Origin of the sequence: Lewinella sp. IMCC34191, assembly GCF_003390935.1 — a bacterium.
Taxonomy (GTDB): domain Bacteria; phylum Bacteroidota; class Bacteroidia; order Chitinophagales; family Saprospiraceae; genus Neolewinella.
The window spans coordinates 51161-63773 of record NZ_QNQZ01000008.1 but is presented as its reverse complement, the minus strand read 5'-3'; the positions used below and the strand labels follow the sequence as shown (position 1 = coordinate 63773).

Here is a 12613-nt window from a genome sequence, read left to right as displayed (position 1 = left end):
CTGAAAACGACATTCCTGCTCGGGGCCGCGCTGCTCATCAGCCTGACGGCGTGCGAGGAGGACTTCATCGGCCGCGACCCGGTCTACTCCATCGATTCGGAGAACTACTTCAATACGCCCCCCGATTACGAGAACGCCCTGATCGCCGCGTACGACCTGCTGCAACCCACCTATCTGAATGTCTTGCTCGGCGAGATCGCTTCCGACAATACCCTGGCCGGCGGCGAGAGTGCCAACGACGTCATCGGTTTCCAGCAGGTGGACGATATGATCCACACCCCCGTCAACGACCAGGTGGGTAACATCTGGGACTGGATGTTTGCCGGCGTAAACCGGGCGACCTTCATCCTGGAATTTCAGGACAAGATCGACTTCGACGGAAAGGCGCAGATCATCGCCGAGGCCCGCTTCCTGCGCGCTTATTACAATTTTGAACTCGTCAAGTGGTTCGGCCCGATCCCGATCAAGCCGGAGGCCCGCTTCGCCCTGGGAGATGAAAATTCGATCCCTCGCAGCCCCGTCAGCGAGGTGTACGCCCTGATTGAATCCGACCTGATGGCGGCGATCCCCGATCTGGCCGCTACCGCTCCGCAGGTGGGTCGCGTACCGAAGGCGGCCGCCCAGGCGCTGCTCGGTAAAGCGTACCTGTACCAGGAAAACTACACCTCCGCTGCCCAGGTACTGCAGGAGGTGATCCAATCCGGCAATTACATGCTGGAAGAGGACTTCGACGGCATCTTCGAGCCGGCCGGCGAGAACGGCCCCGGATCCATCTTCGAAGTGCAGTACTCCGACGCGGAAGGCGCCGGTTTCGGCTGCCTGCAGTGTAGCGAAGGCAACATCGCCGTCGGCTTCAACGGCATCCGTAACTACAGCGGCCCCGTTTTCGACGGTGGCTTCAGTTTCAACGTACCGGTACAGGAGGCCTACGATGCCTTCGAGCCCGGCGACAGCCGCCGCGACGTGAGCATCCTCGATATCGAGGCGTGGGCCGACGAGACCGGCGCGACCTACGGTACCGGCTACGAGCACACCGGCTACTACAACCGCAAGTATATCGCCCGGAAGGGGGACACCAACATCGGCGATCAGAACCTGACCAATCCGAACAATTACCGCGCCATTCGCTACGCCGACGTCCTGTTAATGGCCGCCGAGGCGCTGAATGCCACCGGCAACGACGAGCAGGCACGGGAGTACCTCAATATGGTCCGCCGCCGTGCCTTCGGCGACGAAGACCACGACATCAGTGCCTCCGGTGATGCCCTGCGCGACTTTATCCTCGCCGAACGGCGGCTGGAACTCGTGGGAGAAGGACACCGCTTCTTCGACCTCGTCCGGACCGGCCGCGCCGCCGCCGAGATTGACGGCTTTACGGCCGGAAAGAACGAAGTCTTCCCCGTACCCTTCGAGGAAATCCAATTTTCGGGAGGCAACTGGGAACAGAATCCCAACTACTAAGCGAGTACCCCGCATCCTAATACAACTACAGTTATGAAACTGAATACGATATTTTACTTCCTCCTGCTGGTACTCGCGATCAGTGCGTGTGAGGACGAGTTGATGATGCCCGACCTGGATAGTGCCGCCATGCCCAGCGAACTCTCGCTGGACTTCCAGATCACCGGCGACAACACCGGTACCGTGACGGTCCGCCCCGGCGGTCAGGCGGTAACGGCCTTCTCCGTGGACTTCGGGGACGGCGGCGCTGCCTCCGGCAATCTGGCTCCCGGCGAGACCATCACCCACGTGTACGACGAGGGCGTGTACACCGTCACCCTGGAAGCCATGAACATCAACGGGCAAACCACTACCTACACCGAGGAACTGACGGTCAGCTTCCGCGCTCCGGAAAACCTGAACGTTAGCGTCACCCCGACCGCAGGAAACCCGCTTTCCATCGACGTGACCGCGACGGCGGACCTGGAAACTAACTTCCTGGTTTACTTCGGCGAAGACCTCGACGAAGAGCCGGTTTCTTTCCAGGAGGGCGAAACGGTGAGCTACGAGTACGGTAATGTCGGATTGTACCAATTGGTCGTGGAGGCCAGAAGTGGCGGCACGGCAACGGTGAGCGATACCGTCGAGGTGAATATCACCAATCCGCTATACCTGCCCCTGACCTTCGAAGATGCCAGCCGGGAGTACACCTTTACCAACTTCGGGGGGGCAAGCGCGGAGGTAGTAGCGAATCCGGCAGCGGATGACGGCAACACCAGTGACCGCGTGGTGAAACTGAATAAGCAAGAGGGCTCGGAAGTTTGGGCGGGTGCTTTCGTGGAAGTCGGAGACCCCATCGACTTCAGTCAGGCACAGCGGATGAGCATGAAAGTATGGGCTCCCCAGGTCGGTACGCCCGTCACCCTGAAATTGGAGAACGCCGGAGACGGCGCCATCTTCGTCGACGACACCATCTACACTTCGGTAGCGAATCAGTGGGAAGAAGTCACCTTCGACTTCAGTGAGGACGACCTGACGCGGGAATACAGCAAAGTGGTCGTATTCTTCGATATCGGTAATGCCGGCACGGGTGCGGATTACTACTTCGACGATGTCATGATGGCCGATTTAGGTCCGGTGATCAGCCTGCCGATCACCCTGGAGTCCGACGACCTGACCTACAATTGGGAGGAATTCGGGGGAGCAACCTTCGAACTAATCGACAATCCGGACGCCACGGGAAGTAACACCAGCGCGAAGGTCGGTCAGGTGATCAAAACCGAAGGCGCCCAGACCTGGGGCGGCGTGGCCATCGCCTTGCCCGAAAATATCGACTTTACGGCCTCTACGCAGCTGTCCATGAAAGTGTGGTCGCCGGCCGCCGGCATCCCCGTGATGCTCAAGGTGGAAAACGGTACGGACGGAGACATCTTCATCGAAGTCACGCAAAACACGACCGTGGCGAATGCCTGGGAAACCCTCACCTACGAGTACGGCGGAGCCGAGGCCGATCCGACCCTGACCCGCGAATACAGCAAGGTGGCCGTCTTCTTCAACTTCGGCAATCCCGGTACCGGCGCGACCTACTACTTCGACGACATCGCTCAGGTAGGCGTCGGTGGCGGCGAGGAGGTCGTCAACGAGCTACCCATCGGCTTCGAATCAGAAGATACGGACTACGCGCTGTCGGCCTTCGGTGGCGCGGCGGTAGCGATTGTTGACAACCCGGACCCAACCGGCATCAATATGTCCGGCCGGGTGGGTGAGTTCACCAAGCCCACGGGTGCCATGGACTGGGCCGGTGCGGTAAGCGAACTGCCCCAACCGATCGACTTTACGGAAACCACGACCGTAACCGTGAAGGTCTGGTCGCCCAAGGCCGGTATCCCCGTACTGCTGAAGATGGAAAATGCCGGCAACGGCGACATCGCCATGGAGGTGACCCGAAATACGACCGTCGCCAATCAGTGGGAGGAACTCACCTTCGACTACAGCGGCGGCGACCTGACCCAAGACTACTCCAAGGTGGTGATCTTCTTCGACTTCGGTACGGTCGGTGACGATTCGGTCTACTATTTCGACGACATCCGGCAGATGCCCTGATTCCGCTTCCCCCACTAAAAAGTGTCTTTACCTGCGCTCCGCCGCAACAGAGACCTAACCAAACAAGAATATAACGATCATGAAATTCCACTATATACTGCTGCTGCTCGGCCTAACGGTCGTCGCCTGCGAGCAGGAAGAATACGCCTTCGGCGATCTCACCGCGCCCTCCAATCTGCAGATCGAGGCCAACGTGACGGGACAAACGGCGGACACCCCGAACGGGGACGGCAGCGGTACGGTCACCTTCGTGGCTACGGCGGATAATGCCATTACGTATAAATACATCTTTAGCGACGGCACCGAGGAGGTGGCTCCCAGCGGTCGCCTCACCAAGCGCTTCACCCAGGTAGGCATCAATACCTACCAAGTAACGGTGGTGGCTTCGGGAACCGCCGGCATCGCCACGACCGGCAGCACGGAAGTTACCGTGGAGAGCACCTTTAACGATAACGAGGCTCTCGCCCTGCTTACCGGCGACGGAACCAAGACCTGGTACTGGGCCGCCGACGAGCCCGGCCACCTGGGCGTGGGGCAAAACGACGGCGATGCCACGGCCAACTACTTCGCGAATTACTACCAGGCCGCGCCCTTTGAAAAGGTAGGCAATACGTGTATGTACGAGGACGAACTGATCTTCAGCCGCCAGGGGGACAATCTGTACTACGAGCTGAATAACTTCGGATTCACCTTCTTCAACGTCGACTTTCTGAGCGTAGCCGGCGGGTCGGGCGGTGAGGACGCCTGTCTGGCATACGAGGTACAGGACGATCCCCAATTGGTGGCCCTGTCTCCCTCCGAGTCGGTCGTGGTCGCCAACGACATTCCCGGCCAGACGCGGGGTACCCTGCTGAACTTCACCGAGGGTGGCTTCATGAGCTACTACGTGGGCAATTCGACCTACGAGATCCTTTCGCTGACGGAAAACCGGCTGGTCGTACGGGTCGTCATGGGCGGCAACAATGCCCTGGCCTGGTACCACATCTTTACCTCCGAAAAGCCCGTGCAAGGTGGCGGGGGCGGCGGCAACGAGGAGCCGGAATTCAATAACCTGGTTTGGGCCGACGAATTCGACGGCGACGTACTGGCCGACACCGCCTGGAGCTACGACACCGGTACCGGCAACGACGGCTGGGGTAACAACGAATCGCAGAACTACACGGACCGCACCGACAACGTAAGCGTAGCCGACGGCATGTTGACCATCACCGCCCAGCGCGAGAATTTCAGCGGCTCGGAATTCACCTCCGGACGGATCGTGACGATGGACAAGTTCGAGTTCACCTACGGACGTATCGAGATTCGGGCCAACCTGCCCGAGGGCGGCGGCACCTGGCCGGCTCTGTGGATGCTGGGCGCGAACTTCGACGAAGTGGGCTGGCCGGCCTGCGGCGAGATCGATATGATGGAGCACGTAGGCAACGACCCGACGCGGGTACTCTCCGCCCTGCACTTCCCCGGCAATAATGGCGGAAACGCCGTGACGCAGAGCACCACCGTGGAAGACGCCGAGACGGAATTCCACGTCTATACCACCATCTGGACGGAAAACACCATCCGCTTCCTCGTAGACGATGAGGTGTACCACACCTTCGAGAACAACGCGGGCATTCCGTTCAACCACGACTTCTTCCTGATCTTCAACGTGGCCGTAGGCGGCACGCTGGGCGGGGCGATCGATCCTGAATTTCAGTCCTCGTCCATGGAAGTGGATTACGTACGGGTATACCAGTAAATCCTCCAGCATGCACGCCTTTTCTTGCGCCCTCCCCCTCCTGCTTTCCCTGGCCGCCTGCAACGTGCAGCTCGGTCAGGACGGCCAACCCGGCCAGCCCGGAGCCCCGGGCGGCAGCGACCGTACGTTGCTCTGGTCGGATGAATTCAACGCCGACGAACTCGATACGACGGTCTGGAACTTCGAACTCGGCGACGGTTGCCCCAACCTTTGTGGCTGGGGCAATAACGAGCGGCAGATCTACACCCGGGATAACCACCGGCTGGAAGATGGCCACCTCGTCATCACGGCCCGTAGGGACGGCGACCGCTATACGTCCACCCGGATCACGACCAAAGACAATAAGGAGTTCCAGTACGGGCGCATCGAGACCCGCGCCAAGCTGGCAACCGGCCAGGGCATCTGGCCGGCTTTCTGGATGCTGGGCACCAACATCGATGAGGTCGGCTGGCCGCTGAGTGGAGAGATCGACATCCTGGAGTACGTGGGACGCGAACCCGGCGAGGTATTCACCACCCTGCACACCGCCGCCGGCCACGGGGACAACGGCAGCTCGCAGAAGAGCCAATTCGCCGATATCGAGGAGGGCTTTCACCGTTACGCCGCGGAGTGGACGGCGGAGGAGATTTCCTTCTTCGTCGACGACCAGCTGGTGTACACCTTCGACCCGGAGGAGCGCAGCGAAGAAGTGTGGCCCTTCGACCAGCCCTTTTACATCCTACTCAACGTCGCCATCGGCGGCAACTTCGGCGGCCCTGAGGTAGATGATGCCATCTTCCCGCAGGAATTCGTCATCGACTATGTCCGGGTCTACGCACCCGAATAGCCTTTCTAACTACTTAAAACGATCTTATGCAAAAGCTTTACTCGATCATTGCACTCCTCCTGCCCACGCTGGCCTTTGCCCAGCAGGCCCCGACGGATGCACCGCCCGCCCCCATGCAGGAGGCAGACAATGTCATCAGCATCTTCAGCGACGCTTATACTGACGTGCCGGTCAACACCTACCGGGCCGATTTCGGTGCCGCCGAATTCACCCGGGAAACCATAGCCGGCAACGAGGTGCTTCGTTACGGCAACCTTTCCTTCACCGGTATCGAGATGACCGGGGAAAACGCCATCGACCTCATGGAGGCGGGTATCACGACCCTCCACTTCGATTTCTGGTCGCCCAACAGTACCGCCTTCCAGATCAAAATGGTTGACTTCGGTGGCGACGGCTACGAGCCCCAGGAGAATAACACGGAGAGTGAATTACGCCGGTTCCTTCCCAATGGGGAGTGGGTCAGCGTAGACCTGCCCCTCGGCCTCTTCGCCGGGATGAACATGACCGATATTTCCCAAATCATCATCTCCAGCGCCCCGGCCGAGGAGAGCATCGTATACCTGGATAACCTGTATTTCTACAGCGGCGGCGAGAGCCTCGGCGAGACCCCGCTGGACCTCCCGGTCACCTTCGAGGACGAGGACGTGACCTACGGACTTTCCGACTTCGAAGGGGCCTCCTCCCAGGTGGTGGAAGATCCTACCAATGCGGAAAACACGGTAGCCCAAACGACGAAGATCGTCGGTGCCCAAACCTACGCGGGAACCACGATCACGCTCGATCGGGGTGGATCGCCCTTCGATCCCGGTTTCGCCAGCCCCATCCCATTCACCGCTGATTCCACGACCGTCTCCGTACGCGTATGGTCGCCGACCGCCGGAACGCCCGTGCGCCTGAAGGTAGAGGCAAGTAATGACAATACCATTAGCGTGGAGACGGAAACCAACACCGTCGTCGCCGAGGCCTGGGACACCCTGGTCTTCGACTTCGCGATGGAAGCGACGGGTACCGCCGCCCTCAACCTGGGATCGATGTACAACAAGATGTCCATCTTTTTCGATTTCGGCAGCCAGCCGGAGGAAGCCGCTACCTACTACTGGGATGACGTTTACTTCGGCGGCCAGGCCACCGAAATGGAGGAAGAAGAGGAAGGCCCGCAGATGGCCGCTCCCGCCCCCATACACGAAGGGGACGACATCATTTCGCTATTCAGCGACGCCTACACGGACGTACCCGTGAATACCTGGCGGGCCGAATGGAGTGAGTCGGGCTTTATGGAGGATACCATCATGGGCAACGCCGTTAAGTTTTACCCCGATCTGGGTTACGCCGGCATAGAGATGCTGGGCGACAGCGCTTTGGACCTGAGCATGATGAATACCTTCCACATCGATTACTGGACCGAGAACCTGGATACACTGCTGATCAAGCTCGTCGATTTTGGTGACGACGGCCCCGGTGAAGGAAACGACACCGAATTCGAGATCCCCTACCAGGTTACCGAAAAAGGGGAATGGGTTCGGCTGGACATTGCCCTGTCCGACTTTACGGGAATCAACCTGACCGACATCAGCCAGCTGATCATTTCGGCCCGCCCCTACCGGACCGAATCCGTGTACATCGATAACGTCTACTTTTACAACAGTACCACCGTACCGACCTCCGAGCCGGAAGTCGGCGTACTCGCTGCTTTCCCGAATCCGACGTCTGAATCCGTAACCATCACCGCTCCCGTACGTATGGAGCGCCTGCTGTTGTTCGACGCTACCGGTCGCGTGGTACGGGAATTCACCCCGGCGACCGATCGCTTTGAGCTGCCGATGGCCGACCTGCGTGCCGGTACCTATGTCGCCCTGGTCACTACGGCCGACGGCCAGCTGACGGTGAAGCTGAGCAAGCGGTAAAATATTTTAGTGTTATTCCGTTGTGCCCTTCGTACCATCCGGTGCGGAGGGCATTTTTATTCGGCCAAGGCCAACAAGGCCTCCAGGTCCAGGGGGCGGGTGTACATTTCGATTTCTCCCGTGGACGTGCGCGGCCAGTCCGCGTCCGGGCGATCCCAATACAGTTCCACGCCGTTGCCGTCCGGGTCGTCCAGGTACAGGGCTTCGCTCACGCCGTGGTCCGCGGCACCGGTGAGGGGATATTCCACATCCAGGAGACGCTGGAGCGCCACGGCGAGGTCTTTTCGTTCCGGATACAGAATTGCCGTATGGTAGAGGCCGACGCCGTGCCGGGAAGCGGGCGGCGCCCCCTGGCTCTGCCAGGTATTCAGTCCGATAAGGTGGTGGTAACCTCCCGCCGCGAGAAATACGGCCTGCTTACCGTAACGGGCAGAAACGGAAAACCCCAGTATATCCACGTAAAAGGTCATGGAGCGATCCAGGTCGGCCACCTTAAGATGGACGTGACCGATGCGGGTGGTTGCGGGAATTCGATAGCCGGGATCGGACATAGCTATTTTCTCTGGCAAACGCCTCTGCACCTAAAATAGATGTACCTACACTTAAAACTTGCCGATTGGCAGGATGGCTCGTTTAATAAACATTTACCCCCCACAATGATTTCCAACAGGGAACATTAACCAAAAACCGCTTTTACACCATGATGAATAGCGACCAGGTACTCGACCGGCTTAAGAAAGGTAACGAACGCTTCGTCTCCGACAAACTGGACGGCAAGCTGCAGAACTCCGCCCGGCGGGGGGAACTCACCTCCGGTCAGGAACCCTACGCTATCATCCTTAGCTGCGCCGACAGCCGCGTCGTGCCCGAACTAGCCTTTGACACCGGCCTGGGGGAAATCTTTACCGTGCGGGTAGCCGGCAACGTAGCGAACACCTCTTCCATCGCGAGTATCGAATACGCCGTCGCCCACATCGGTACGCCGGTGATCGTGGTACTCGGCCACGAAGCCTGTGGTGCGGTTACCGCGGCCGTCAACGGCGGCGATAACGGCTACAACCTCAACCACCTGCTTTCCCATATCGCACCGGCGCTGGACAAAACCGACGACGGGGCCGACGTGAATACCGTCGTCAAGGAGAACGCCCGCCTTACCGCCGAGGAGCTGAAGACCCGCAGCCCGATCATCCGCAAAGCCGTAGAAGCGGGTAAGGTGAAGATCGTACCGGCCTACTATAATCTGGGTAGCGGCAAGGTCGACATGCTATAGGCAGTATATTCCCGTTATTGCATATTCAGTACAGCCCGCAGTTTATTCATCAGCGCGCGTTGCTGGTATAACCACTTAAAGCGCGGATCCTGAAGCAGCACCGCTCTGTCGAAGGGCTCGATCTGCCACGCCCTTATCACGGCCTGTAAAGCATCATCCCCATTATGTTGCAGGGAGAAGTACCTGGCCAGCTGCATCAGCGCAAAACTCTGTTCAGAGGGCAGTTCGGCCTTGCGGATACCCAGCTGCAAATAGGCAATGCCATCCTGCGGTCGGCCCGCCTGGGCCAGGATCAAGCCCTTTTCGGTTATGGCGGTTACGCTGTTGGGGGTATACATCAGCAGCGAATCGATCATCGCCTCCGCTCTTCTAAACTGCCCGCGTTCCAGCGCCACGTTTTTGCGGTCCCAGAAATAAAAGAGGAGGCTTTCCGCCGAGGTAAATAGGATTGATGGAATAGGTGGTGCTCCCGCCGCGCTAAGGACCTCCAGCGTCAGATCGCGCCAGTCGTAGGAGCAGGCTAGAAAGAGGTCGGAAGTTTCGGGGGGCATCCATTCGGATCGGTCTACCCCATCCCCGTAGAATACGCGGTACCAGCTTCCCCCGACCGGCACTTCCACCCATATTTGATTTTCGATCACCTCTCCGTAGCTCAGTATCTTGCCGGCCACCACCCGGTGGGGTACCTCGATGTACTGTAGCGCCAGGGATAACAGCAGGTGCTTCCGAGTAGCCGTCGTCCGCCGTCGGTATACGTCCTCCAGCAGGGGTTGTGCCTGATCGAAATTCTCCGGATCCCGGACGGTCACTATTCGACGGTCGAGCCGGCGAATCAGGCGATTGATATCCGCCAGACTGGTATCGGCGCGGTTCAGCGTACTGAATTCCGTGCGGCCGATATCCTCCCTGACCAGCGGGGGCAGGATATAGGGCTCCACTTCTTCCCCCGGGGCGAGCGCGGGCCAGCCAATCGACTTCCCGCGCAGACTATCGAGTAGATCATCGGTCCAGGCCGGCTTCGGCGCGGCAATGATCTTGTAAGTGGCCTGCAGGGTATCCCCCGTACCGATGCCGTCTCCCCGCCAGGTGTACTCCTGTGGCTCGCGCGGGGCGGGCGCGTTCAGGGGTGGCGTGGAAAAGCTAATGTCGATCGTCCGCTGACCGGGTTCCTCAAGCGGAAGCTTCAAAAAGATCATGGCGCCGGTGCGGGAAACCCGCGGGCCGAATTTCAATTTCTCCTCGACCACGAAGCTTGCCTGACCGGTTAGGGAGGAGGCTAGCATTCCAGCGAAAAGGAGGAAGAGGGAAGAACGCACTGGTGGTAGGGTTTTGGCTAATATACGGAAAGGTAGTAGGCAGCACTGGCCGGGCTAGCAAGGTCGTATGCATCCCTAACCCGCTCAGGTCAGGCGCTTGGCAAGTTGTGGCGCATACGTCTCCCCCACGGGCAACCAGTTATTCCCCACCCGCACCCGATTCTTTTGCTTGCCATCGATGGCCGCCAAGCGGACGAGGTAAGAGCGGTGAATGCGCTGAAATCCCTTGTCCTCCAGCTTGTCGAACAGGTTCTTGAGCCGCTCCAGGGTAACCACGGGCCGGGGTTGCCCCGCCAGGTGGATCTTCACGTAGTCCCCCATGCTTTCCACGTAGCGGATGTCGGCCGTTACGATCCGGATCTCCTCGTACTCGGAAAACACGAAAAAGTGGTCGTCCGCCGCCGGACCCGCCGCCGCCCGACGCTGCAGCCGGATCAGGGTAGCCGCCTTATCGAGGGCGTGCAGGAAGCGGTCCCGCCGTACCGGCTTTACCAGGTAGTCGACCACGTCCAGGTCGAAGCCCTGCAGGGCGTGTTCCTTGTAGGCGGTCAGGAAGATGATGAGAGGACGCTCGTCGGCCAGTTGGCGGACGAAATCCAAGCCGCTGATGTCGGGCATATTGATGTCCGTGAGCAGCAGGTCGACGGCATTTTCCCGCAGAAAGCCTGCCGCCGCGGCGGCGTCGGTAAAGGTCTTCAGCAGCGTCCACTCCGGGGCCTCCCGGGCCAGCCGTTCGACCAGGACCAGGGCCAGGGGCTCGTCGTCGAGGGCAATGAAGGTCATACGTCGAGGTTTATGGCCAGCGTCACCCGGTGGATCCCATCGGTGTCATCCACCCGGAGGGTATACTTTCCCGCGTAGGCGTGGTCCAGCCGTTGCCGGGTATTGGGCATCCCAATGCCGGAAGGATTTCCCATTCCTTCGGCTTTGTGCGGAAGCACGGGATTCTCCACCTGCATGCTCAGTTGCCCGCCGGCCAGTTCGATCGCCAGGGCGATGGTGCAGGGACGCTGGGTGGTGAGGCCGTGTTTAAAGGCATTCTCCACGAAGTTGACGAGGATCATCGGTTCGATCATCACGGAGTCGGATACGGATGCGGGCAGCCGCACCTCAAGGCGGGCATTGGGCGAAAGTCGGAGGCGTTGGAGGTCGACGTAGCTTTCGATGAACTGCAGGTCCCGGGCCAGCGGCACCCGCGGGCTGGCGCACTCGTAGAGAATGTAGCTGACCATTTCCGATAGCTTCAGCAGGGCGTCGGGCGTTCTGTCCGGCTGGGTGAGCGCAAGGACGTAAAGGTTATTAATAGTATTGAGCAGAAAGTGGGGGTTGATCTGGGACTTAAGCAGGGCGATCTCCGCCTCCAGTCGCTGCCGCTTGGCCTCTTCCTCCGACGCCTTCTTTTCCTCGAAGGCAGTAAAGCCGCGGAAGGTGGCGGCTACCCCGAAAACCGCCAGGCCAAGAAAGATGGCCGGAACGATCACCCAGCCCAGGGGGCGCTCTTCTCCCTGCGCTCCGTCGCCCCCGGCCGTACGTACCGCATCTACAAAAAGTAGGTCACAGGTGATCGAGTAGGCGACGAACAGCCCGAAGGCCAGCACCGCCCAGCCGTAGAAGCTGCGCTTGCGGCCGGAAAAGTAACGCGGCAGAACGGCGTAGTACAGAAGGTTGTAGTAAACGGCAAAGCCCGCGATCCGCAGCGTGATCAGGAGATAGGCGGCGCTCGAGCGGTTGGCCGTATCGCCGGTGAGGGTAAAGAGCAGCCAGAGGCCGATCCAGACGGTAGCCTGGAGCACGGCGGAGCGGGAGATGCGGGGAGTAGACATAGGATCGGTCGGCTGACGGGGTAAAGGTCGGCTTTTAAAACGGCGGCGGCGCCCCTATAGCTACCGGCGGGAGCCGGGTTCGTCGGGACAATTCCCGGGTTCACCGAGACACCCGGTTTCGGGGTCAAACGCGGGCGGATATTCGTGTTGCCATCCAGGAAACCGGCACGAACGTCGGCCCCCCCAAAAGTATCCC

At 59.8% G+C, this 12613-nt stretch carries 10 protein-coding genes; 6 read left to right on the top strand and 4 right to left on the bottom strand.

The window, feature by feature from the left end; translation table 11 throughout:
• The 5 genes from DRW39_RS15430 to DRW39_RS15410 all read left to right on the top strand — a co-directional run bounded on the left by DRW39_RS15430 (nucleotide 1) and on the right by DRW39_RS15410 (nucleotide 8008).
• Nucleotides 1-1461, top strand: a complete 1461-nt coding sequence (locus DRW39_RS15430) for a RagB/SusD family nutrient uptake outer membrane protein (protein ID WP_410503599.1) — start codon at nucleotides 1-3, stop codon at nucleotides 1459-1461.
• 33 nt (nucleotides 1462-1494) lie between these two features.
• A complete protein-coding gene (locus tag DRW39_RS15425) occupies nucleotides 1495-3543 on the top strand; it encodes a PKD domain-containing protein (RefSeq protein WP_116107962.1) in 2049 nt (682 codons plus the stop codon).
• Between the two features lie 79 nt (nucleotides 3544-3622).
• Nucleotides 3623-5278, top strand: coding sequence for a family 16 glycosylhydrolase (locus tag DRW39_RS15420; protein ID WP_116107961.1), 1656 nt, complete (start codon nucleotides 3623-3625; stop codon nucleotides 5276-5278).
• Nucleotides 5279-5288: 10 nt separating this feature from the next.
• Entirely contained in the window at nucleotides 5289-6104 is an 816-nt protein-coding gene (locus DRW39_RS15415; RefSeq protein ID WP_116107960.1) for a family 16 glycosylhydrolase, read from the top strand.
• Between the two features lie 26 nt (nucleotides 6105-6130).
• Entirely contained in the window at nucleotides 6131-8008 is a 1878-nt protein-coding gene (locus tag DRW39_RS15410) for a T9SS type A sorting domain-containing protein (RefSeq protein WP_116107959.1), read from the top strand.
• A 56-nt stretch (nucleotides 8009-8064) separates the two neighbouring features.
• Here DRW39_RS15410 and DRW39_RS15405 read toward each other — a convergent pair whose 3' ends face one another.
• The gene (locus tag DRW39_RS15405; protein ID WP_116107958.1) at nucleotides 8065-8559 is read right to left on the bottom strand and encodes a VOC family protein; all 495 of its coding nucleotides are present in this window, start codon (nucleotides 8557-8559) and stop codon (nucleotides 8065-8067) included.
• Nucleotides 8560-8708: 149 nt separating this feature from the next.
• Between DRW39_RS15405 and DRW39_RS15400 the strand changes: the two genes are divergently transcribed.
• Complete coding sequence (locus tag DRW39_RS15400; RefSeq protein WP_232830161.1) at nucleotides 8709-9278, top strand: carbonic anhydrase; 570 nt, start codon at nucleotides 8709-8711, stop codon at nucleotides 9276-9278.
• 14 nt (nucleotides 9279-9292) lie between these two features.
• On the opposite strand, the gene DRW39_RS15395 is transcribed toward DRW39_RS15400, so the two are convergent.
• The 3 genes from DRW39_RS15395 to DRW39_RS15385 form a co-directional block, all read right to left on the bottom strand.
• On the bottom strand, nucleotides 9293-10594 hold the full coding sequence (locus DRW39_RS15395) for a tetratricopeptide repeat protein (RefSeq protein WP_116107957.1): 1302 nt from the start codon (nucleotides 10592-10594) through the stop codon (nucleotides 9293-9295).
• Between the two features lie 84 nt (nucleotides 10595-10678).
• Complete coding sequence (locus tag DRW39_RS15390; RefSeq protein WP_116107956.1) at nucleotides 10679-11377, bottom strand: LytR/AlgR family response regulator transcription factor; 699 nt, start codon at nucleotides 11375-11377, stop codon at nucleotides 10679-10681.
• Nucleotides 11374-12417 carry a sensor histidine kinase gene (locus DRW39_RS15385; protein WP_116107955.1) on the bottom strand — a complete coding sequence of 348 codons (1044 nt, stop codon included), beginning with the start codon at nucleotides 12415-12417 and terminating at the stop codon, nucleotides 11374-11376. The genes DRW39_RS15390 and DRW39_RS15385 overlap by 4 nt, the downstream gene beginning before the upstream one ends.
• Between the last annotated feature and the right edge of the window lie 196 nt (nucleotides 12418-12613).